General features: G+C 60.3%; 23 protein-coding genes and 1 pseudogene. 16 read left to right on the top strand and 8 right to left on the bottom strand.

Going from position 1 to position 22,601, the window contains the following annotated elements; all coding sequences use genetic code 11:
• Positions 1–12 precede the first annotated feature (12 nt).
• Positions 13–954 (top strand): helix-turn-helix domain-containing protein, encoded by a 942-nt coding sequence (locus TU75_RS20945; protein WP_003234965.1) that lies wholly within the window; start codon positions 13–15, stop codon positions 952–954.
• A gap of 643 nt (positions 955–1,597) precedes the next feature.
• Here the strand turns inward: TU75_RS20945 and TU75_RS20940 are convergent.
• The gene (locus TU75_RS20940) at positions 1,598–2,506 is read right to left on the bottom strand and encodes an ABC transporter six-transmembrane domain-containing protein (protein WP_060549993.1); all 909 of its coding nucleotides are present in this window, start codon (positions 2,504–2,506) and stop codon (positions 1,598–1,600) included.
• A 130-nt stretch (positions 2,507–2,636) separates the two neighbouring features.
• The gene (locus TU75_RS20935) at positions 2,637–3,464 is read right to left on the bottom strand and encodes an AraC family transcriptional regulator (protein WP_060549992.1); all 828 of its coding nucleotides are present in this window, start codon (positions 3,462–3,464) and stop codon (positions 2,637–2,639) included.
• 184 nt (positions 3,465–3,648) lie between these two features.
• Here TU75_RS20935 and TU75_RS20930 point away from each other — a divergent pair, with 184 nt between their 5' ends.
• The 4 genes from TU75_RS20930 to TU75_RS20915 all read left to right on the top strand — a co-directional run bounded on the left by TU75_RS20930 (position 3,649) and on the right by TU75_RS20915 (position 7,861).
• Positions 3,649–4,788 carry an ornithine cyclodeaminase family protein gene (locus TU75_RS20930; RefSeq protein ID WP_003234971.1) on the top strand — a complete coding sequence of 380 codons (1,140 nt, stop codon included), beginning with the start codon at positions 3,649–3,651 and terminating at the stop codon, positions 4,786–4,788.
• 33 nt (positions 4,789–4,821) lie between these two features.
• On the top strand, positions 4,822–5,244 hold the full coding sequence (locus tag TU75_RS20925; RefSeq protein WP_003234973.1) for a RidA family protein: 423 nt from the start codon (positions 4,822–4,824) through the stop codon (positions 5,242–5,244).
• Between the two features lie 58 nt (positions 5,245–5,302).
• Complete coding sequence (locus tag TU75_RS20920; protein ID WP_060549991.1) at positions 5,303–6,595, top strand: NAD(P)/FAD-dependent oxidoreductase; 1,293 nt, start codon at positions 5,303–5,305, stop codon at positions 6,593–6,595.
• 423 nt (positions 6,596–7,018) lie between these two features.
• Positions 7,019–7,861 (top strand): alpha/beta fold hydrolase, encoded by an 843-nt coding sequence (locus TU75_RS20915; RefSeq protein ID WP_060549990.1) that lies wholly within the window; start codon positions 7,019–7,021, stop codon positions 7,859–7,861.
• Here the strand turns inward: TU75_RS20915 and TU75_RS20910 are convergent.
• Positions 7,858–8,304, bottom strand: coding sequence for a thiol-disulfide oxidoreductase DCC family protein (locus TU75_RS20910; RefSeq protein ID WP_015371959.1), 447 nt, complete (start codon positions 8,302–8,304; stop codon positions 7,858–7,860). The genes TU75_RS20915 and TU75_RS20910 overlap by 4 nt on opposite strands.
• A gap of 152 nt (positions 8,305–8,456) precedes the next feature.
• Here TU75_RS20910 and TU75_RS28685 point away from each other — a divergent pair.
• From TU75_RS28685 to TU75_RS26995, 5 genes and pseudogenes are all read left to right on the top strand, one after another.
• Positions 8,457–9,233, top strand: a pseudogene (locus tag TU75_RS28685) (PAS domain-containing protein); the annotation flags it as partial.
• A gap of 99 nt (positions 9,234–9,332) precedes the next feature.
• Positions 9,333–9,770, top strand: coding sequence for a methyl-accepting chemotaxis protein (locus tag TU75_RS28680; RefSeq protein WP_413469901.1), 438 nt, complete (start codon positions 9,333–9,335; stop codon positions 9,768–9,770).
• Between the two features lie 168 nt (positions 9,771–9,938).
• Complete coding sequence (locus TU75_RS20900; protein ID WP_060549988.1) at positions 9,939–10,823, top strand: manganese catalase family protein; 885 nt, start codon at positions 9,939–9,941, stop codon at positions 10,821–10,823.
• Between the two features lie 124 nt (positions 10,824–10,947).
• Positions 10,948–12,522 (top strand): histidine kinase famiy protein, encoded by a 1,575-nt coding sequence (locus TU75_RS20895; RefSeq protein ID WP_082630512.1) that lies wholly within the window; start codon positions 10,948–10,950, stop codon positions 12,520–12,522.
• A gap of 298 nt (positions 12,523–12,820) precedes the next feature.
• Positions 12,821–13,090: a DUF6555 family protein gene (locus TU75_RS26995; protein ID WP_080627570.1), complete on the top strand. Its 270-nt coding sequence runs from the start codon at positions 12,821–12,823 to the stop codon at positions 13,088–13,090.
• Positions 13,091–13,111: 21 nt separating this feature from the next.
• Here TU75_RS26995 and TU75_RS26990 read toward each other — a convergent pair whose 3' ends face one another.
• The 4 genes from TU75_RS26990 to TU75_RS20880 form a co-directional block, all read right to left on the bottom strand.
• Entirely contained in the window at positions 13,112–13,321 is a 210-nt protein-coding gene (locus TU75_RS26990) for a hypothetical protein (protein ID WP_080627569.1), read from the bottom strand.
• Positions 13,322–13,464: 143 nt separating this feature from the next.
• Positions 13,465–14,016 carry an ATP-dependent Clp protease proteolytic subunit gene (locus tag TU75_RS20890; RefSeq protein ID WP_003236563.1) on the bottom strand — a complete coding sequence of 184 codons (552 nt, stop codon included), beginning with the start codon at positions 14,014–14,016 and terminating at the stop codon, positions 13,465–13,467.
• A gap of 53 nt (positions 14,017–14,069) precedes the next feature.
• Positions 14,070–14,420 carry a con-10 family general stress protein gene (locus TU75_RS20885; protein WP_015371963.1) on the bottom strand — a complete coding sequence of 117 codons (351 nt, stop codon included), beginning with the start codon at positions 14,418–14,420 and terminating at the stop codon, positions 14,070–14,072.
• Positions 14,421–14,753: 333 nt separating this feature from the next.
• Positions 14,754–14,933 carry a con-10 family general stress protein gene (locus tag TU75_RS20880; RefSeq protein WP_003236559.1) on the bottom strand — a complete coding sequence of 60 codons (180 nt, stop codon included), beginning with the start codon at positions 14,931–14,933 and terminating at the stop codon, positions 14,754–14,756.
• A 571-nt stretch (positions 14,934–15,504) separates the two neighbouring features.
• Between TU75_RS20880 and TU75_RS20875 the strand changes: the two genes are divergently transcribed.
• The 6 genes from TU75_RS20875 to TU75_RS20850 all read left to right on the top strand — a co-directional run bounded on the left by TU75_RS20875 (position 15,505) and on the right by TU75_RS20850 (position 21,480).
• On the top strand, positions 15,505–16,173 hold the full coding sequence (locus TU75_RS20875) for a GntR family transcriptional regulator (protein WP_015371964.1): 669 nt from the start codon (positions 15,505–15,507) through the stop codon (positions 16,171–16,173).
• Between the two features lie 76 nt (positions 16,174–16,249).
• The gene (locus tag TU75_RS20870; protein ID WP_003236555.1) at positions 16,250–17,059 is read left to right on the top strand and encodes an ABC transporter substrate-binding protein; all 810 of its coding nucleotides are present in this window, start codon (positions 16,250–16,252) and stop codon (positions 17,057–17,059) included.
• Between the two features lie 12 nt (positions 17,060–17,071).
• Entirely contained in the window at positions 17,072–17,848 is a 777-nt protein-coding gene (locus TU75_RS20865) for an amino acid ABC transporter permease (RefSeq protein WP_003236553.1), read from the top strand.
• A gap of 2 nt (positions 17,849–17,850) precedes the next feature.
• Positions 17,851–18,630, top strand: coding sequence for an amino acid ABC transporter ATP-binding protein (locus TU75_RS20860; protein WP_060549987.1), 780 nt, complete (start codon positions 17,851–17,853; stop codon positions 18,628–18,630).
• A gap of 22 nt (positions 18,631–18,652) precedes the next feature.
• Positions 18,653–20,263, top strand: a complete 1,611-nt coding sequence (locus TU75_RS20855) for a gamma-glutamyltransferase family protein (protein ID WP_060549986.1) — start codon at positions 18,653–18,655, stop codon at positions 20,261–20,263.
• 458 nt (positions 20,264–20,721) lie between these two features.
• Positions 20,722–21,480, top strand: coding sequence for an SDR family NAD(P)-dependent oxidoreductase (locus TU75_RS20850; RefSeq protein WP_060549985.1), 759 nt, complete (start codon positions 20,722–20,724; stop codon positions 21,478–21,480).
• A 130-nt stretch (positions 21,481–21,610) separates the two neighbouring features.
• Here TU75_RS20850 and TU75_RS20845 read toward each other — a convergent pair whose 3' ends face one another.
• Positions 21,611–22,516, bottom strand: a complete 906-nt coding sequence (locus TU75_RS20845; RefSeq protein WP_060549984.1) for a LysR family transcriptional regulator — start codon at positions 22,514–22,516, stop codon at positions 21,611–21,613.
• Between the last annotated feature and the right edge of the window lie 85 nt (positions 22,517–22,601).

Here is a 22,601-nt window from a genome sequence, read left to right as displayed (position 1 = left end):
GGAATCACACTTATGTTCGCCCAAGTGCGCACCTTCAATGACTCCCAACAGCATGCCGGCTCGATCCAGGGCTGGCAGCAGGTCTACGACCAGCTCGGTCGCGGTTGCCTGAACAGCGAGCTGCACCAGCTGTCCGGGGATCGTTTTCAGATTTTCCAGGAGGTGCTCGACAAGCGCGTCGTGCAGCATGGCCGCTCACCCAAGGGCCGCCTGTGTGCGGCGATGTCGCTGGGCAGCCCGCCGGTGGTGCAGGGCCAACAGGTGAGTGCGCAGAGTGTCGTGCTGCTGCGCGATGCCGAGGAATTCGTGCTGCATGCTCCCCAGGGCACGCATTTTTTCTCGCTCAACGTCGATGCGGTGCGCTTTGCCAAACTGGCGGCGTTCGAGTTGTCCGCCGAGCAGCTCAAGCGTTTGACCAGCGTGTCGGCCCTCAGTGTCGATGAAGCGTTACTGCTGCGCATTCGCCAGCGCATCCACCCGCTGTTTCGTCACTTTCTGGAACATGCCCACGCCATCAGCCCGGCCTCGGAGAAGATGCTCGAAGATGAACTGCTTGGAGCGTTTCTGGATCTGTTCAGCCACGCCGGCGATGAAGTGCGTGGTCGCCGTGGCAATTTCGCGGTCAGCGCGTACCTGGTCCGGCGCAGCCAGGAGTTGATCATCGCCAGTGGCGATACGCCGTTGAGCATTTTGGATCTGTGCGAACAACTGCGCGTGAGCCGCCGAACCCTGCAGAACAGTTTCCAGGCGGTGACCGCCATGCGCCCGGTCGAGTACCTGCGTAATCTGCGCCTCAACGCGGTGCGGCGGCGCTTGATCGCGACGTCGGCGAGTGACAAAAACGTCGGCGAGATTGCCGTGGCCATGGGCTTTTTTCACCTGAGCCACTTCGCCACCCATTACCGCGAGCTGTTTGGCGAGTCGCCCTCGGAAACGCGCCGGGCCTCGAGCTGAAGTTTTACCTGGCCATTGCTACCGATCTGATGCACCGCAGTCCATACGTGGGAGCGGGCTTGCCCGCGAGGGCGGTGGGTCAGTCAACATCAATATTTGCTGGACTACCGCCTTCGCAGGCAAGTCGAATCGTCGCACCGCAGCTCTTATCAAACACAAAATAACTTATTGATTTTAAAACCTGACGTTTCAGGCAGCCACATTCCTGTGGCGAGCGGGCTTGCCCCGCGTTGGGCTGCGCAGCAGCCCCAAAACCATGTTCTGCGTAGTGTCAGGTACACCGCGTTTTCGTTGATTGGGGGCGCTTCGCGCCCCAGCGTGTTTGACGGGGCGCCTAAGATCAAAAGCAAAAGCGCGGCGGCCTGAGAGCCGACCTGAATAGGGAATGTGAGCGCGATCAAATGTGGGAGCTGGCTTGCCTGCGAAGGCGTCGGCCCAGCAAACATTAATGTTGACTGACCCACCGCTTTCGCAGGCAAGTCGCAGCGCCGCTCCCACAGGGGATTTACGCTTAACTGAACGGCATTAGGGCAAGCCCGCTCGCCACAGCGGCCCCCGTTTGCTGCGCGACAGCGCTAAGTCGAAGACTTGGCGGAGCCTCCCACATTTGGATTGCGTCCGGCCTGCGTTATAAGTCAGGCGTTCACGCCAGGCCCGGATCCACGCGTTTGCCGATGTCCTTGAGGCGCGCCAGTTGGTCGATCATCGACGGCGCCTCATCCAGGCAACTGACGAAGGTCCACAGGTAGGTCATCACCGCATAGATATGCCCGGCTTTGACCGCGGGCGCCAATGCCAATTGGCTGATGGCGACCACGAACAGCAGCGCCGAGACCACGCCGATACACAGAAAGGCCACGGCTTCACGGTCCGACAGCCGGATGCGCAGGCGCGACAGTACGTGGTAGTGACGGTGCAGCGTGTGTTCGCCCACGGCTTCGACCAGGCCGATTTCCTTTTCCAGGCGATTGTTCAGGCGCTCGTGCAAACGCTGGTTGCGTCGGGCGAAGCCGGGCATGACAGTGAGGCACAGCAGCAACGCCACCAAACACGCCAGGCCGACCCACGGCTCGATCACCAACAGCATGCCCGCCGCGCCGATGATCGAGACCAGCGCGGTGGCGATGATCGGCACGTGCTTTTCGAAGAAATCCACGAAGTCCCGCGCCAATACCACCCGCGCCGCCGCCTTGGAGGTGCTGTGGCGTTGCAGGCGCTGGTTGAGAATCACCGGCACCGCAAGGTCTGCGTAGATGCGCGTGAAGGTGCGTGTGTCCAGGGCCCGGCGCGCCGCGCCCACCACCCAGAACCCCAGCACCACACCGGCATACAGCGACGCACTGGCGGCATCGCCACGGATGATCGAGTCCACCGCAAAGCCGGCGAACAGCGGGTAGGCCAACAGCAGCGCGTTCTCCAGCGCGACCAGCGACAAGGTGGCGAATAACTTGCCGGGGTAGGCCCTGGCGATGGCCTTGAGGGTCTGGCTGGCGGACTGTTGTCCGAGTTTTTCACTGTCTACGAGCAGGACTGGCGGTGTTACGGAGGGCATGGGGCACCTGTGGCGCGTATTGGGTATTTCAACGGGTGCCGATAATGCCTGGCAAGCGTGCAGGGTCAGTGAAGGGATTGTGGAGAACGCGTGGAGGCCGCAGAAAAAGGGTTGCGCAGGGAGGGAGGGTTCAGGCGAAACGGATGCGCTCGTTGTAAGCGCTCTGCAGCATTTTGCGCTGGTAATCGCAGGGCGTGGTGCTGACCAGCTTCTTGAAGTCGCGCAGGAAGTGCGACTGATCGGAAAAGCCCAGGTCCAGCGCCAGGTCCGAGAACGACACGTCGCGCTGGTTGTTCAACGTGTCCAGGGCGGCCTGGCAGCGAATGATCCGAAAGAAGGCCTTGGGCGACACGCCGGTGTCCTGGCTGAACTGGCGATGAATCGTGCGGCTGGTGTAGCCACTGAGGTCTTCCAGGTGCTGGATGCGCAGATCGCCACGATGGGCCAGCGCCTGCTGGATCACCAGGCTGGTCAGCTTCGAGGTGCGGCCCATCAGGCGAGGCGCCAGGTAGTCGTTGAACAGCTTGATCTGGTCCTGCAACAGCGGGGCGTTGACGATGTTCTCGAACATGCTCTGGGCAAATGCCGAGACTTGCAGCAGGTCCCACTCCTGTTCGGTCAGGTCCTCGGCCATGACATTGATGAAACCTGGAATGACCCCCGGCGCAAAGCGTACGCCAAAGTAATGATGGCCCTGGAGCAGTTCGACCCGCTGGGCTTGCAGCGGCGTACCGCAGATTTTCACGCTGGGGCGCGTGGCATCGCAGTCGAACACGATGTCCACGCAGCCATCCGGCACCGCCAGCAGGTCAGCCGAGTGGGCGACATCGAAGGCATAGAAGTGCGATATCGCCGGATGTTCGCAGGGCACTACCGCATACCGCGATGAGTTGAGCACGAACCAGGGTTGTTCATAAGCGGTGTGCTGCCGCGACAGCGGTGAACACAAGTTGAGCATGTCCGGACCTTGCTATGGAAATAGGCACGAATATTCACGCACGTATCGCGCCAACTTCTGGCTGTGCGCCGAGCCGTGATGTCCGAAATTTACAATACCGGCGCGCAACACCGCCCGATACTCGACCTCGATAGCGTGGGAGCCGCGCCTACCGCAGCGATATCACCTTCAGCCGAGAATAATAATGTCCACTACTGCAAAAATAGACTTCGTCTACCTGTCCGAACAGGACATGATCCGCGCCGGCGTCACCGACATGCTCGCCTGTGTGAATACCATGGAAGAAATGTTCGGCCTGCTCTACAGCGGCGACTACCGCATGGCCGGGCCGAACAACGATTCCCATGGTGCGATGGTGATATTCCCGAAGGATTCGCCGTTTCCCAACATGCCCAAACCCACCGCCGACCGCCGCATGATGGCGATGCCGGCCTACCTGGGCGGCAACTTCTGCACCGCAGGCGTGAAATGGTACGGCTCCAACATCGCCAATCGCGAGAAAGGCCTGCCGCGTTCGATCCTGATGTTCACCCTCAATGACCCTGACACCGGCGCTCCTTTGGCGCATATGTCCGCCAACCTGCTGTCGGCGTACCGCACCGGTGCGATCCCCGGCGTCGGCGCGCGGCACCTGGCCCGCAAGGACGCGAAAGTGGTCGGCCTGCTCGGTCCGGGGGTGATGGGCAAGACCACGCTCGCCGCGTTCATCGCCGTTTGCCCGCATATCGACACCTTGAAGATCAAAGGGCGTGGCGAGAAAAGCCTGAATGATTTTATTGGCTGGGTGAAGCAAACCTATCCGCAGATCACCACGATCAAGGTGGTCGACAGCCTCGAAGAGGTGGTCCGCGATTCTGACCTTGTTACTTATTGTAGCTCCGGTGAGACCGGCGACCCCTCGACCTACCCAATCGTGAAGCGCGAGTGGGTCAAGCCGGGATGCTTTATGGCGATGCCCGCGTCCTGCTCGCTGGACGAAGGCATGGAGCGTGCCGACGTGCGCAAGGTGCTGGACAACACCCGCCTGTACGAAGCCTGGTTCGACGAACTGCCCAAGCCTGCACACCACAACGTGCCGGTGATTGGCGTGCGGTTCATGGACATGATTGCCGAAGGCAAGATGCAGCACGAAGAGCTGGAAGACATCGGCAGGATCATCGCTGGCGATGCCCAGGGCCGTCGCAACGATGACGAGATCATCATCATGTCGGTCGGCGGCATGCCGGTCGAGGACGTGGCGTGGGGCACGGTGGTGTACCGCAACGCCATCAAACAGGGCATCGGCGTGAAGCTGAACCTGTGGGAAACCCCTGAGCTGCGCTGAGCCGTTCCTTACCCAACTGAAGAGACCTTCGACATGACCAAGATCATCAAGCTCAAGACCGGTTCGCCGTTCGAAGACCAGGCCAGCTATTCACGCCTGGTGGTGGTGGACAACTGGATCTACGTATCCAATACCGCTGGCCGCAACCCGCAGACCAAACTGATCCCCGAAGACGTTCTGGAGCAGACGCACCAGGTCTTTGCCAACATCGAGTCGGCCTTGAAGGCAGTCGATGCCAGCCTGGCCGACGTGGTGTGCTCGCGGGTGTTCATCCAGAACCCCAGCGACGTGCCAGCGGTGATGGGGCTGATCGGCGAAAAGTTTCGCGGCGTCGACCCTGCCAGTACCGTGACCTGCCCGCCGCTGGGCTCGACGGTCTACAAGGTGGAGCTGGAGGTGACGGCTTACCGCAACGCCTCCAAGGCGCAGGTGGAACTGATTCGCCTGGCGCAGTAATCCGCGACGCGGCCGTGCATTCGTGCGGCCGACTTTCATTGTTTTGCGAGTCTTGATCATGGCCCCGACTATTGCGCCCGTGAACACGTCCACCGAGTTTCCCTCTGCCACGTCCGTCGTCATCATCGGCGGCGGAATCATTGGCTTGACCGCCGCGCTGGCGCTGGCTGAGCGCGATATCCCGGTGGTGGTCCTGGAAAAGGGCCGTATCGCCGGGGAACAGTCCTCGCGCAACCTGGGCTGGGTGCGCAAGACCAGCCGCCACGCTCACGACATTCCGCTGGCCCTGGCCGCCGACCGCCTGTGGGCGCAAATGCCTGAACGGGTCGGCGCGGACGTCGGCTATCGGCAAGAGGGCATTATGTTCGTCGCCCGCAACGAAGCGCAGATGGCGATGCATGAAGGCTGGCTCAAGTCGGTCGAGCATCTGTCCCTGGATTCGCAGTTGCTCAGTAATCGCGAAATCGCGCAGCGCGTGCCCGGTGGCCAGGGCGAGTGGGCCGGCGGGATCTACACCGCGTCCGACGCCCGCGCCGAACCGACCCTGGCCAGCAGCGCGATTGCCAAGGCGGCCATGGCCCTGGGCGTGGTGATTATCGAGCAGTGCGCGGTGCGCACGCTGCAGATGTCGGCCGGCAAGGTAAGCGGCGTGGTCACGGAAAAAGGCGAGATCCGCTGCGACCAGGTCTTGCTCGCCGGTGGCATGTGGTCGCGACGCTTTCTGGGCAACCTCGGCGTGTCATTGCCGACCCTGGCCCTGACCTGCTCGGTGCTGCGCACCCACCCCATGCAAGGCCCCACCGAAATCGCCGTGGGCGCGCCGGATTTTTCGTTTCGCAAACACAAGGACGGCGGCTTCATCATCACCCAGCGCGGCAAGCTGGATGCATTCCTGACCCTTGACCACCTGTTGCTGGCCAGGCAATACATGCCCCAATTTCGTGCGCAGCGCAGCGTGTTGAACGTGTCGTTGGGCAAATACTTCTTCAGCGACCTGGCCCTGTCGCGACGCTGGTCGGCCGACAGCATCAGCCCGTTCGAACGCGTGCGCACCCAGGACCCGGCCGCCAACCCACGGCTGAACGACGACGCGATGAACAACCTCAAAGCCGCCTGGCCGGTGTTCGAGCAAGTCCGAATCGCCCAGACCTGGGCCGGCACCATCGACGTCACACCGGACTCCAACCCGGTCATCGGCCCCGTCGAAAAGATCCCCGGCCTCACCGTCGCCACCGGCTTCTCCGGCCACGGCTTCGGCACCTCACCAGCCGCCGGCCAACTGGCCGCCGACCTCATCAGCGGCCATCCCCCAATCATCGACCCAAGCCCGTACCGCTTCGACCGTTTCTAAAAACGCTTTTGATCTGGCTTTTGATCTGGCTGTTGATCTTGATTTTGATCTCAAGCGCCCCGTCAACCACGCTGGCCGCACGCAGGCTTGAATCCGTGGGTAACCCGGCAGGACGCCGGGTTAGCCGCACTGGGCCAGGGATGGCCCATTGCGGCGGCCCACGGATTCAAGCCTGCGTGCGGGCACACCGAGCGTGAGCGAGGTGCCGAGTGGTGGGGCAAGAGCCCTTTTGGTTACTTTTGGGGCTCTTTTCCAAAAGTGACCCGCCGTAAGGGCGGAACCAATCTCCGCCATCACCGCAGCAACGGATATGTACACAGTCAAACCGCTATCGCAGGCAAGCCAGCTCCCACATTAAAACCGTGCCAACCCCATAACCGTCCCCAAGACACTCGATCACCTCCACTCCGGCGGACCCAACCAATGCCCCCAACCAGCAGCTTCTTCACCAACCGCACCGGCCTCAACCTGCACGTCCTGCGCTGGGGCCACCCAAGCGACACCCCCCTGGTCCTGCTCCACGGCCTGCGCGCCTACGCACAAACCTGGGAATCACTGGTCCAGGCGCTCGGCCCCGGCTTCTGCGTCTACGCCCTGGACCAACGCGGTCGCGGCCTGAGCGACTGGGCACCGCCCACCAGCTACCACACGCAATCCTACGTCGACGACCTGCAAGACTTCGTCGCCCACGCCGGCCTCGAGTACTTCTTCCTGCTGGGCCACTCCCTGGGCGGCGCCAACGCCCTGGAATACGCCCGACAAAACCCCGACCGCCTGCTGGGCCTGATCATCGAAGACATCGGCCCCGGCTCCTCCAGCCAGGGCGACGGCGCCGCGCGCATCCGCCGCGAGATGAACCAGACCCCGCTGAACTTCGAGAGTTGGGACGCTGCCCGCGCGTTCTGGCAGGCCTCACGCCCCGGCTTGTCGGAGCAGGGCCTGGCCTCCCGGCTGGCACACTCGATGAAAGAAAGCGCCGGCGTTATCACCTGGCGCCACGATCAGCAGGGCATCGCCGAGGCACGCCTGAGCATCGAGCCCACCGATTTATGGCCGGCGGTGCGTGCCCTCGATTGCCCGACACTGTTCATACGCGGCGCGCGCTCGGATTTCCTGCCGGCGGCAACGCTGCAAGCCATGCGCGAGAGCAACGCACGGGTGCGCACCGCCGAAGTGGCGGATGCCAGCCATTACGTGCATGACGACCAGGCCGAGACGTTCAACCGGCTGGTCATCGCCTTCCTTGACGAGCTGTTGGACGTCTAGGTTTTCTTGTCCGCCTTCGTCGTCCGGCTGTCGGGCACCGCGCAGCCATCCGCGCCACAGCGAGCGCCGCCGTCAGGATGCGGCAGCCAGGCCAGGTGGGGGCGAAAGCGGCAGAACAGGCGATAGCCGATGTTCAGCAGCGGCCGTGTCAGCCGCCATGACAGCGGCGCGGCCCAGACACCCAAGCCAGCTGCCCGCCAGCTCCAGAGTGTTGCGTCCAGGCCGGTGACCCAGGTGCCATCGTCAAACCTGGCATGCAGCGATGAGGCCATGTCCGCCGCAGTGAACCCCAGGGGCGTCGCGTCGAATGCCTCAGCGCTGATGTCAACGAACAGCAGGCGGTCCGGCGCGGCATGGGCGCTGAGCAGCTTGATCTCGCGTGCGCAAAGTGGGCAATCGCCATCAAAGTAGAGCGTCAAAGGCCATTGGGCGTTCTTGTACAATGCAATTCACCTTGTATAAGTTATTGGTCACGATAGGCGCAAAGAATCGCCGTTGCAACGTGCGCCGACATTCCATCAGCCGCTTTGCACGGGGCCTCAATAAGCCGTTGGCCTTGCCGATAGCCTGAGTATGACCCCAGAGGCGCTGCCCCATGTTTAACTCCAAAATCAAGCAACAGCTCAATGTTCAGGCTGCCGAGCTGGCGCAACTGCGCCAACTGCGCGACGGTCTGGACCGCGAAATGCTGACGTTGAGCATTGATCCGACGCTGAATATAACGGCCTGCAACGACAACTTCGCCAACGCCCTGGGCTACACCCAGGAGCAGCTTCTGGGGCGGGCAATGGCCGATATCGTTCCGCAGTACGTCGCCAGGCTGCCGTGCTATCAGAACTTTCGCGCCGCCGTCAGCGCCGGGAGGTCAATCACTGACGAGTACCGCTACCTGCATGCGGACGGCTCGCTGGTGTGGATTCACGCCCACTGGCAGCCCATCACCGATACCAGTGGCAGTTTGAGCCACATCACCTGTTACGCCACCAACATCACTTCGCGTCTGGAAAAAGCTTCGGAAAACACCTCCTTCATCGATGCCTTGCTGCGTTCGACGGCGGTGATCGAGTTTGACCTTTCCGGGCATGTGCTGATGGCCAACGATCAGTTCCTAAAGGCGATGGGCTACAACCTGGCCCAGGCCAAAGGCAGTCATCACCGTATTTTCTGCAAGCCGGAAGAAGTCGCGTCACACCACTACAAGGATTTTTGGGCCACTCTGAACAAGGGCGAGTTTGTCGGCGGGCGCTTTGAACGCATCGACAGTCGCGGTGAAACGGTATGGCTGGAAGCGACCTACAACCCGGTGTATGACACCGAAGGCACGCTGTGCAAAGTGGTGAAGTTTGCCACGGTGGTCACCGACCAGGTGGCCCGCGAACAACAGGTCAGTGAGGCTGCGCAGACGGCCTTTGAAATTTCCCGGCAGACCGACGTGACGGCCCAGCGCGGCGCCGTGGTGGTCAATGACACGATGCACACCATGCGCAAGGTTTCGGTGGACATGCAGGCGGCTTCCGGCGGCGTCGAAGCCCTGGGCAAACAGTCGCTGTTGATCAGTTCGATCATCCAGACCATCAGCAGCATCGCCCAGCAAACCAACCTGCTGGCCTTGAACGCGGCCATCGAAGCGGCGCGCGCGGGTGAGCAGGGTCGCGGCTTTGCCGTGGTCGCCGATGAGGTTCGCCAGTTGGCCGGTCGCACGAGCACGGCCACCGAAGAGATCGCCTCGGTGGTGTTGCAGAACCAGAAACTGGTGGATGAAACGGTCGCCGAAATGGCCAACAGCAAGTCCCAGGCCGAGCAGGGGCTGGAGCTGGCCACGCAGGCGGGCCAGGTGATTGTCGAAATTCAGGACGGCGCCAAACAGGTGGTGGATGCCGTGGGCAGGTTTGCGACGCAGGTGCGTTAGCCGCCGCGCCAGGCCCTGTAGCCGCCGTTTCGCTTGTTACGGCGGGCTTAACCGCTGGTCGTGAGACTCAGGTTTGTTTTGAAATTTTGCCCTCTCCCGATGCTTCACATGAAGGTAGGCGCGCATTCCAGAATGCCGTCACTTTCAGTAAGCCTGAGGAGATTGTTCATGTTTCTACATAACAAACGACTTCAATACACGGTACGTGTGGCCGAGCCCAATCCGGGCCTGGCGAACCTGTTGCTCGAACAGTTTGGTGGTGCCCAGGGTGAATTGGCGGCTGCGTCCCGCTATTTCACCCAGGCGTTGGCCGAGGACGATCCGGGGCGCAAGGATCTGCTGATGGACATCGCCACCGAAGAGCTCAGCCACCTGGAGATCGTCGGATCGATCATCGTGATGCTCAACAAGGGCGCCAAGGGCCGCATGGCCGAAGGCGTGGAGGAGGAGGGCGAGCTGTATCGCTCACTCAACGGCGCCGGCAATGACTCCCATATCACCAGCCTGTTGTATGGCGCCGGTTCGCCGTTGACCAACTCCGCTGGCGTGCCGTGGACCGCGGCCTACATCGACACGATTGGCGAGCCGACCGCCGACATGCGCTCCAATATCGCGGCCGAAGCCCGCGCCAAGATTGTTTATGAGCGTTTGATGAACGTCACGGACGATCCTGGCGTCAAGGACGCGCTGGGCTTTTTGATGACGCGGGAAATTGCGCATCAACTGTCCTTCGAAAAGGCCCTGCATGCCATTCAGCCCAACTTCCCTCAAGGCAAGTTGCCAGGCATGCCTGAGTTCACTCAGGTGTACTTCAACATGTCGCAAGGCGCGCAGGATGTGCGCGGCCCGTGGAATCAGGGTGAGGAATGGACGTTCGTCGAGGACCCGCAACCGGCGGTCGATGGCGGCGACGGCACCGCCAGCGTGCAGTTGGACGCCAGCGACGAGGCGCAATTGGATGCGATGAAAATTCGCACACTCTCGGATCCTTCCAGCGACCCGATGACCGGCGCTGACCTGGGGTCGGGGCTGCAGCCCAAGCCAGATCTCTGACCTGGAGCAACCGCACGCCTGGCGGCGTGCGGTGCTGCGCTCTGCGCGCGAGCGCAGCACAGGGTCGCACTCCGCGGCGTTTTCACGGTCCATGAAAAACGCACCATTCTCCCGGAGGTGAACCTTGGCACAAAAGAACAAGCCCGTGGTTGAAAGTGCCGATATGGCGACGCTGTCCTCCAACCGCAAAGACCTCTTCCTGGCAGCCATGGAAGCCAGCCACAGCGCGATGATCGTGACTGACCCCGCACAACACGACAATCCGATCATTTTTGCCAACCAGGCCTTCGTGGACCTGACCGGTTTTGAACAGGACGAAATCATCGGCCGCAACTGCAGATTCCTGCAGGGCCCGGAAACCGACAAGTGCGCTCTTGCGCAAGCGCAACAGGCGATCGAGCGCCACCATGAAGTGTGTGTGGAAGTGCTCAATTACCGTAAGGACGGCTCGACGTTCTGGAACGAAATCTTTATCGCGCCGCTGTTCAACGAGGCGGGGCAATTGGTGTACTTCTTCGCCTCGCAGCTGGACGTGAGCCGCCGCCATGATGCCGAGCAGCGGCTGCGCAGCGCCCAGGACATGGAAGCGTTGGGACAACTGACCGGCGGCATTGCCCACGATTTCAATAACCTGCTGCAGGTGATGTTCGGCTATCTCGACGTGATCCAGCAGAGCGCGAAGCGCCCGGACGGCGATCTGCAGCGCATCTTCAAGAGCGCCGCTCGCGCCAGGACGGCAGCGGAGAAGGCGCAGACATTGACGCAACAGTTGCTGGCATTTTCGCGAAAACAGCGGCTCGACAGTCGCGTGATCAATCTGAACGGTCTGCTCACTCGGCCCGATTTCATGCGCCGTGTCGAGCACGATGGCAATGTACAGATGGACCTCGCGCCAGACCTTTGGAACTGCCGCATCGACCCGGCTCAGGCAGAACTGGCGGTGCAGCACCTGTTGTCGAACGCCCTGGATGCGCTGGAGGGCTGCGTCGATCCGAAGGTCACCGTCGAGACGTGCAACGTCGAGTCTCCCGGAAATGGCGTGCCTGAGGGACGCTACGTCAGCCTCTCGGTGACCGATAATGGCAGCGGCATCGCCCCGGACATCCAGGAAAAGGTCATTGAGCCGTTTTTCACCACCAAGGAGGAGGGCAAGGGTTCGGGGCTGGGGCTCTCGATGGTGTACGGGTTCGTCAAGCAATCGGGCGGGACTGCCCGGGTCCGTTCGTCCCCAGGCGTCGGGACGACGATACGCCTCTACTTCCCGGCCGACGACAGCCAGCCCTGGGTCGAGCCACCGCCGTCCGATGCCACCTCACTGCGCGGCAGCGAGCGTATCCTGATCGTGGAGGACCGACCCGAAGTGGCCGAGCTGGCCCAGATGATACTGGCTGACTATGGCTACCGGACCGCGACCGCGACGCATGCCGAGCAGGCGCTGGCGATGCTGGAGAACGCCCGCTACGACCTGGTGTTCAGTGATCTGATCATGCCGGGCGCCATGAACGGTGCGGCACTCGCGTGTGAGGTGTCCCGGCGGTACCCGCACACCCAAGTGCTCCTGACCACGGGCTACGCGAAAGACTCGCTGGAGCGCGCGGATATACAGGTGCATGAGTTCGAGCTGCTGGCCAAGCCGTATCAGCCCCCGGACTTGCCAAGGAAAATCCGCGAGATGCTCGATTCCCGGCGTGCCCACTGATCCCCCAGGCTCATTGGCGGCGTGCCGCCAGGCCGAATGCTGTGGCGGGGGCAACTTAAAAAAAGCCCGTACCAGGTACGGGCAAACAGGAGTTTTACCAAGAGCCAATTGAGTGAACAGGCTCTGTATTAAGAGTTGAAAGAGGCTGTCCCGGTTTATTGTTTATTGCAGGTTGCCGACGAATGGTTGTAAGCGAGAAGATAAGTAACTCGTTGTACATGGCGTTGATTAATGTATAGGAAAAAAATCTGAACCTTCGATCTGGGCGAGTAACAAAAAAGTAACAGACGGAGTCGCCATGAAAAATTCCCTATACATCATCGAGTACGAACTTCATCAACAGCCTAAATCGTTCATTATAAGGGCAGAAGTCATGAATAATGCCGAGGCTTGGCATTGGGCATGTTGTGACGCGGGAATTGGTATTATTCCACGCTCGCGCAATGAGAAAATCAAACGGATCAGCAAACCCCTGGCGGAGCGTTATGGCCTTGAGAAGGTCCGTTGGCGTCCTTCAAGCAGTGTTCCGTTTATTGCAAAACCCTACGTGCCGCCACCGCCTGATTAAGGGCGGTATTGTCAATAAGCACTACTGTTTTCTTCGGCGCTCCTGCAACAAACATAACTTTTGAACGCTGCGCTGAAGTGCATGAGTCAGCACATCGTTTAAATAAGCCTGCCTGCACTTGGAACACAGCAAATCCGCCGCCGTGGACACCAGATAGGTCGGCTCTTCGGCAGCCGGTGTGTAGGGTTGTTTGCAATTAACGCAGCAGCGGTTCGCTTGTAACTCGGGCATCACGGTTCCTCCTTGAATGAATGCACACTCACAATCAAGGAAGACGTGGACGTTTTCAAGCGCAAAAACGAGAGAAATTCAAACGAGCGCTTAGTTGATATTTTAGTGCCACTATTGCAGCGCGCGTTGGCACGCAACACAGACTAACTGTGAATGAAGCTGCTCACACACTCCGTCTGGATCACCGGCGCCTCGATCCCCTGTATCAGCCCGCTGGTCATGGCCTGTTGCGGGTCGAGAATACGCGGCGCGGCGATCAGGTGCTTTTCGGTGTCCAGTGGCTCAAGCGCGTTCTGGGTGCGTTCGGCCACGATGCGTACGTACAGTTGCAAATCATAGTCCAGGCTCATCGCGTATTCGGACATGCGCGAATGGTCCACGGCGCCTTGCACATGCCAGTGAAACGGGTGGAACAGGAATTTGCTGTGGGTGCACGCGGTCCTGCGTTCACCGGCGAGAAAAATGATATTGCCCATCGACTCTACGGTGCCCAGGTTATGGGTATGCACCGGAATGGGCAAAGACAGCAGGAAGTTGTACATCGTGAAGCCGTAGCTGCATTCACCGCCCATGGTCGCCATGTTCAGCACCAGGCGCGAGGCCTGGGCCTGCACGGCCAGGGAGGCTTTTTCGATCAGTTGGCTGCAGGTCGATGCGGTAATCGGCGCAGTGAAATTGATGATGTGTACCGGCATGGTGTCCCTCTTCGATCAAAACAGGGGAGCTGGGCTCCCCTGCGTCAGGCGCGTCAACTGTTGCGACCGCCGCCATGGCTGTTTTCACCGCCTTTGCGGCCCGCTTCGGAGGCTTTTTCACGGTCATTGGCGAAGTTGCCGCCACTGTTGTGGCCCCCTTTGCTCCCGGCCTCGGCGGCGCGCTCGGGATCGTTCTTGAAGTTGCCGCCGCTGTTCTGGCCCCCTTTGCTGCCGGCTTCGGCGGCGCGCTCGGGATCGTTCTTGAAATTCCCGCCGCTGTTCTGACCCCCCTTGCTGCCTATCTCCTGATAGAACTCTTTGTCATGGGAGGCAGAAGTGGCTTCGCCGCCTTTCTTGCCCGCTTCATTGACGCTCATCTGGCCTTGCTTGTCTTGATTGCTCATGTTCGGTTACCTCTTCGTTATGTCGGTTGTGCAACGTTTATTTCGATCTGCACGGCACTTACACATCAGGAGGATGTGCTCACTTACTTATAAGTGCCTTTCACACAGCGGTGGCGTTAGCGATGCGCCAAGAGTGGCGTCGGCGTACTCCGCGACTGGCTGACGTTCAAAGCATGTTTCTGTATTAAAGCGTTTGTTTATATCAGTGTGCGTTTGCACATTGGCACGGGGTTCGCGATGCCGCTCGTGTCGCGAGTAAACAGTTGACGCGCGCATGATTAATGCCTCTTGGTAATAAGGAAGGGGCAGCGATGCCGCCCCCAACTTCATTCGCTATTGAGACTTGCGGCCACCACCGTGGCTGTTCTGGCCACCTTTACGGCCAGCTTCCGATGCTTTTTCACGGTCATTGGCAAAGTTGCCGCCGGACGCCTGCCCACCTTTCTTTCCCGCCTCCGATGCTTTCTGATGATCGTTGGCGAAGTTGCCGGGATTTTTATTACTCGTGGTCATAGTAATTCTCCAAGTAAAATGTCGTTTCGCTAGTTATCCGTTTATGCACCGGACATAGATTCCGATACGTCGGAAACGGCGAATGTTTTGAAAATTTTTCGGTATGGCGATGAACGGTAGTTTGGTGAAAATACTTGTACACGTTGTTCGCTGTGCGCGCCGCTTCGTATAAGTTTTATTAGCGGTTAGCCAAAATTTGATATTGAATTAATGGCATGCGCTGCCGCTTCGCTTAGTTGCTATAAGAGCGCCGAGAAAGGTATCCAGTAAACAGGGTTGTAGCGTGGGTTTCGCTGACCTCGACGACTGATCAGCTCGACCCTGCGAGGGTGCCACCCGTGGCCTATCGCCGGGCATTACGCCAACCACAGCGTGTTTGATGTGCACAGAAGCAGGGCGTCGCTGTGCCTTTTGGTAGCACATGGCCCTATCCGCCTGGGCCAGCGCTCCGGGTATGAAACCGAAGAACGCATCCAAATCAGTCAGTTAACCCAGCAACGCTATTATTGGCACGCACTGTGCTCTGCTGCATCCATGGATAATTGGATACAAAAATACAAAGAGGCTGCCAATGCAATTTGCCCCCGCTTATGGTGATCGCCAGCCTCTCACTGCCGAAGAGGAGGCCTACAACTTTCTTCTCGACGCCATCTGCGGCGGTCGTTTACGCAAAGGTGATCGCCTGATTGCCGAGGATATCGCCGGCGAGATCGGCATGAGCCGCATGCCGGTGCGCGAAGCATTCCGCCGTCTGGATGCCCAGGGCCTGGTGACGCTGCGGCCCAATCGCGGTGCCATCGTCAGCGGCCTGGATATCAATGAGCTGCATGAGGTGTTCGAGATGCGCAGCGCTCTTGAGGGCCTGGCGGTGCGCGTCGCGGTCAGCCGCATCGGTGAGCGCCAGATGGCGGCGCTGGAGCGGCTGCTGGACGAGATGGATGACTACCGCGATGAGAGCGCCGCGTGGGTACGTTGCCACCGTGCCTTTCACGAATACCTGTGCGGGCTCAGCGGCCGGCCGCGCTTGATGAAGCAGATTTCGGCGTTGTATTCGCTGGTGGAAGCGCCCATGCGCTTGTGGCTGCATCACAGCGAAAAACCCCTCAGCGCGCGCCAGGAACACGCGGTGATTCTTGACGCGATTCGCGTCGGTGACGCCGCCCTCGCCGAAGCCGTGGTGCGCGAACACATCGAAAGCACCGTGCCGCTGCTGATTCAATTTCTGCAATTGGAAAAATAACAGAGGCGGGTCCGAACCCGCCCACGTTTAAACGTTGCTTCCTGCCCCTTTCTTCAACGAAGTGGAGTGTCTGGTCATGCATAAACAACACCGCGCCTTGCTGGTGGCTGTCACCCTGGGGCTCTGCACACAGTGGGCCTGCGCTGCAGCCCAGGTGCCTGAGCGCTTGAAGAGCGTCGACAAACTCACCTACTGCTCGGGCATGGATTCTCCGCCCCTGGTGTCCTTCGACGAATCCCAGAAACCACGCGGGCTCACCGTCGACCTGGGCCTGGAAATCGCCAAGCGCCTGGGCAATAAAACCGTGCAATGGCGGGTCATTCCGTTTTCCGGCCTGGTGCCAGCGCTGCTTGCCCAGCAGTGCGACATGATCGTCGACCAGTTGTTCGACAAACCCGAGCGCCGCCAGGTGATCGACATCGTCAACTACATGTATTCCAGCCAGTCGGTGGTGGTCCCCAAGGGCAATCCCAAAGGCATCCAGACCCTGGATGATCTGTCCGGGCACAAGGTCGCCGTGCTCAACGGCTCCACGATCAAGACCCTGCTCGACGCGCAGAACGAAAGCCTGGCCAAGACCGGCAAGCCACCGATGAAACTGGTGGTCTACAACACCGACACCGATGCCTTCCAGGCGCTGCGCATCAGCCAGGTCGACGCCTATGGCACCACCGTGGAAACCGCCGGTTACTACGCGGCGATGGCCCCGGAACTGTTCCAGGAAGGCGTGCCGGCCTTCAGCCGAATCCTCACCGGCCTGGGCATGCGCAAGGACGACCCGCAACTGACCGCCGCCGTGCAGCAGATCATCAGCGACATGCGCAGCGACGGCAGCTATGTGCAATTGCTCGACAAATGGCATGTCAGCAGCGACACACTCGACTGAGGTGCCATATCGATGAATTTCAATTGGGATGTGTTCTGGCAATACCTGCTGCAGCCCAGTGGGGTCTACCTCACCGGGCTGTGGTTGACGTGCCTGATCAGCGTGCTGGCGATGCTGCTCGGCTGTGCGCTGGGCCTGGCGGCGGCCTTGTTACGGTTGTCGAAGAACCCGCTGCTGCACCTGCCGGTACGCCTCTACGTATGGCTGATGCGCGGCACGCCGTTGTTGGTGCAGATCGTGTTTTTGTACACCGCACTGGCAGCGGGTGGGATCTTCCGCTTCGAGGACATCGAGCTGTTCGGGCTGATCATCCCCGGTAATATCCAGGCGGCGATCATCGCCCTGGGCCTGAATGAAGGCGCGTACATGGCCGAAATCATCCGCGCCGGCATCGGCGCGGTGGACAAGGGCCAGTACGAAGCCGGACGCTCCCTGGGCATGGGGTTCGGCAAGCTGATGCGCCGCATCGTGCTGCCCCAGGCGTTTCGGGTGATCGTGCCGCCACTGGGCAATGAGTTCAACGTGATGCTCAAGAACACCACGCTGGTCAGTGTGATCGGCGTGCAGGAATTGTTGCTCAGCACGCAGATGGTGACCTCGGCGACGTTTCGCGTATTCGAGTTGTACCTGGTCGTCGCGATTTACTTCCTGACATTGACCACCCTGTGGGGCTTTTTCCAGCGCTGGCTCGAAAACCGCTTCGGCCAGTCCGATCGACCGTCGGCGCCCCCTCCGGCCGCCAGCCGCATGTTCGGTCGCAGCACCCTGAAACTGCTGAGGGGACGTTAACCATGGCGCACCAAAGTGAAGAGCTGATCATTGAGGCACTGGATGTTCAGAAGTCGTTCGGCGAGTTGCAGATCCTCAAGGGCATCTCCCTGCAAGTGCGACGCGGCGAAGTCGTGGTGCTGATCGGCGCCTCCGGCTCGGGCAAGACCACCTTTATCCGCTGCATCAACCTGCTTGAAGACATTCAGGGCGGGCGCATTCGCGTCAACGGCCGCGCCATGGGCTATCGCGAACGCGCCGATGGCAGCCTGGTGCGCGATTCGGAGCGCAACATCGCCCGCCAGCGCCGCGACATCGGCATGGTGTTCCAGCGCTTCAACCTGTTCCCGCACATGACCGCATTGGAGAACATCATCGAAGCGCCGATCCAGGTGCTCGGCGTGCCGCGTGCCCAGGCGCTGGAGCAGGCCCGAGGCTTGCTGGCGCGGGTCGGCCTGGCGGACAAGGCCGGCCACTACCCGTCAATGCTCTCCGGTGGCCAGCAGCAACGGGTGGCGATTGCCCGTGCGCTGGCGATGAAGCCTCAAGCCATGCTGTTCGACGAACCCACGAGCGCCCTCGACCCGGAAACCGTCGGCGAGGTGCTGCAGGTGATGAAGGAATTGGCGGAGGAGGGCATGACCATGGTGGTGGTCACCCATGAAATGGGCTTTGCCCGTGAAGTGGCCGACCGCGTGGTGGTGCTCGATCAGGGCGAATTGATCGAACAAGGGCCGCCGGAGCAGATTTTCAGCCATCCCAGCCATCCGCGAACCCGGGCGTTTCTCAGTCGCGTGTTATGACCTTTTTGGAAGAGCCTTTGCCATGTTGACATTTTCCGCTCACGAATACCCCTATCCGTCGCAACGCCAAAGTGTGTTCGCCAAGCGCGGCATGGTCGCCGCCTCCCAGCCACTGGCCGCTCAGGCCGGCATCGAAGTCATGCAAAAGGGCGGCAATGCCATCGATGCCGCCATCGCCACCGCGGCCGCGCTGACCGTGGTCGAACCCACCGGTTGCGGCCTGGGCGGCGACGCTTTTGCGCTGGTGTGGTGCAAGGGTCAGTTGCACGGCCTCAATGGCAACGGCCACGCGCCGGCCGCCTTGAGTATCGAGGCGGTCAAGGCGGCGGGGCATCAACAGATGCCGCTGTACGGCTGGACCCCGGTGACGGTGCCCGGTTGCCCGTCGGCGTGGGCCGAATTGTCCAAACGCTTCGGTAAATTACCGTTCACCGATTTGCTGCAGCCGGCCATCAGCCTGGCGCGCGACGGTTTCCCGTTGTCGCCGGTGGTTGCGCATCAATGGCAGATCGCCTTGAACGAATTCGGCCCGCAGCGCGATGACGTGCTGCAAGCCTGGTTCGACACCTTCCTGATCGACGGGCGCGCGCCCCAGGCGGGCGAGATTTTCCGCAACCCGGCCCAGGCCCGCACCCTGGAAGAGCTCGCCGCCACTGGCTGCGAAAGCCTGTATCGCGGCGCTCTGGCCGAGCGCCTGGATGCGCATTCACGCGCCAGCGGCGGCTACCTGCGCGCCAGCGACCTCCAGGATTACCGCGCGCAGTGGGTGGAGCCGATCCACGTCAATTACCGTGGCGTCGACGTATGGGAAATTCCGCCGAGTGGCCAGGGCCTGGTCGCACTGATGGCGCTGAAGATCCTCGAAGGCTTCAGCTTCGATCACCGCGACAGTCAGCAGACCTGGCATCGCCAGTTGGAAGCCATGAAGCTGGCCTACAGCGACGGCCTGCATTACATCACTGACCCTGCGCACATGCGCGTGGCGGTGGCCGACCTGCTCAGTGACGACTACAGCACCCGTCGCCGTGGCCAGATCGGCGAGCAGGCCCAGCCGCCCAAACCCGGCGACCCCCATGCCAGCGGCACGGTGTACCTGGCGACCGCCGACGCCGAAGGCAACATGGTGTCGTTTATCCAGAGCAACTATCACGGCTTCGGCTCCGGCGTGGTGCTGCCCGACAGTGGCATCGCCCTGCAGAACCGCGGGCAGGAGTTCAGCCTCGACCCGACGCATTCCAACTGCCTGGCACCGGGCAAGAAAACCTTCCACACCATCATCCCGGGCTTCCTCACCAAAAACGGCGAGGCCCTTGGCCCGTTCGGCGTGATGGGCGGCTACATGCAGCCCCAGGGCCATGTGCAGATGGTGATGAACCTGGTGGACTTCGGCCTCAACCCCCAGGCGGCATTGGACGCACCGCGCTGGCAATGGCTGGGCGACATGAAGGTCGGCATCGAACACGGTGCCTCCCGCGACCTGGTCAATGCGCTGGCGCGGCGCGGGCACAAGGTGCAGACCGACAGCGACCTCACCGACTACGGGCGAGGGCAGATCATCCTGCGCGACCCGGTCACCGGTGTTCTATGCGGGGGTACTGAGCCACGGGCGGATTCGCATATCGCGGTGTGGTGAGCGGCTACACAAGCGCTGAGCCAGGTGGCTGATAACGATGGGGTTGATGAGTTGTTCGATCTTCGCTGCAACGGGTTGGCGCTCGTTGAAGCAAGGATTGAACCTCACAACCCAGGCCTCTGTTCCATCTGCTATCTGACGCTCGACATCCTTGCTCGTGCAACGCGTCCTAAAGAGCCAGCGTCCATGATCAGAGGAGGCGCTTTATTAACTCGCTGGTAAATACCCTGCCGTTGTCAATTTCTCTGATATTAATCGTCTTTTTTTTATCAGATAAAAGCACCTAAATTCCCAGCTCCACCACGACCAAACCTGGCGAATAGGGTGTAGCCAGCTATCGACGGAGTTACGTATCGATTGTCAGCCGGATCGGGTGGAAATTGCTTGGTCGAGCACAAGGCTCCTTAAGTCTGGATGCATCCCACACGTTCTTAAACTCTATCTTGGCAGGAAGTTCCATGGCCCCTCGAACTGTACTTATCACTGGCGCAGCAGGTGGTGTTGGCCGCGCGTTGGTTGAGCGTTTTTTAAATGAACACTTCAAGGTTTTCGCAACAGATCTGGACGCGAAAAAGCTCGCAGACCTACAGGTTGTATATCGGGTGTCAGGCATTTTTTGCGGTGATATTCGTCAACCCGCTGTGTGTGCTGCGGCCGTTAATGCAGCCGTTATGGCGATGGGCCGGCTGGATGTATTGATCAACGCTGCGGGAGTATGGCGCGAAGGTCCGGTTGAAGCGTTTACCGAAGAGGATTTCGACCTCGTTCTGGACGTGAACCTAAAGGCTACGTTCTTCATGTGCTCAGCCGCTATTCCCCATCTGAAATTATCCGAAGGTTCGATCCTGAATATTTCAAGCGATGCTGGCCGGCAAGGCAATCGAAACGCCGCAGCTTATTGCGCAAGCAAGGGCGGCGTGACTCTGCTGACAAAAACCCTGGCATTGGACCTGGCACCGTTTGGCGTGCGCTGCAACGCTATTTCCCCAGGTGATATCGAAACCCCAATGCTCAAATTTCAAGCCACTCAATATGGACAGGGAAACCCTCAGGCCTACTATCAGGATCTGTTGGACAAGTACCCGCAAGGTGCCCGCGCCCGATTTATCCAGCCGGAAGAAGTTGCCGAGCTGGCGTTTTTCCTATCCCAACCCGGTGCACGATCCATCACTGGTGCGGACATGGCGATTGATTGCGGCGTTTCCGCTGGAAACTGACAGTGGCCCATTGAGGCCTATCTTGGGCGAGGGATTATGATCATGTCGAAAGGCGGAATGGGTGAGTCGGCGGTGGCTGTTTTTACTGCGAGTGGGCGTCGATGCAAGCCTCAATGTGCACGTTTACTCATCAAATACGACGAGGCTCCCCCTCCGTAATTTCGCGTATCAGGCTCAGGTAACGAAGCGCGCCCAGTCCCAGGGGCCGGTTTTTTACCCAGATGATATCGACCCATAGCCGCATCTGACTCGGCATGTAGTCAAACACCACCTCCGTCAATGCGCCTGACGCGATGAGAGGATGTACCAGCGATTTTGGAAGATAGGCCCAACCCAATCCTTGCTGCACCAGGTCCAGCGTGGCCAGATAATTGTCGCTGTGCCAAATCCGCCGCGACAGCACAACACGTGGATCAGAGTCTGCAGGTCCTCCTGTGGCGACGATGATCTGCCGAACGTTTACCAGTTGCTCCTCACTTAAGGGGCTTTTCTTGCCGGCTGCCGCAGGGTGATCTGGAGCAGCAACCGCTACCAACAACTGGCTTCCCGCTTCAAGAAATGTTTCCCGCTCGTCAAGCCCTGGTCGTTCAAATCCAAGCGCCAATTGCACACGCCCTTCATGGAGCATGCGCATTGCTTCCGGATGGGACGCGGAGCGAATCTCGATTTCAAGCGTGGGAAACTCCCTGGCGATAATCGACAGCGGACGATTCCATACGCCTGTTTGCAACTCCGGCGCCATCGCGAAGACCAAGCGCTCCTCCAGCCCCTGATGTAGCTGGAGGGCGTGCGCATCCAGCAGGTTTATCTGGCTCGCGACTTGTCGTGCCTGGGGCTCAAGTGCTTTGGCGGCGGCCGTAGGAATGGCTTTGCGAGTTGATCGGTCAAACAGCAACAAATCCAGCTCTGCTTCAAGCTGCGACACCGCCATGTTGACGGCCGAGGGGACCCGGCCCAATTTTCGCGCCGCCGCCGAAAAGGATCCGCTGTCGATGACCGAAAGGAAAATTTTAAGTGACTCACTGGTAAACGCCATGGGGGTTGTCAGTTTTTCTGATGATGATTGTCTTTGTGTATCAGATTTATTCGCCTAGTTTCTACTCTCTTTCAAACTAAATACG

The organism is Pseudomonas poae (genome assembly GCF_001439785.1).
GTDB classification, from domain to species: Bacteria; Pseudomonadota; Gammaproteobacteria; order Pseudomonadales; family Pseudomonadaceae; genus Aquipseudomonas; species Aquipseudomonas poae.
Note: the sequence above shows the minus strand (reverse complement) of the source record. Positions and strands in the feature narration are given on the sequence as shown.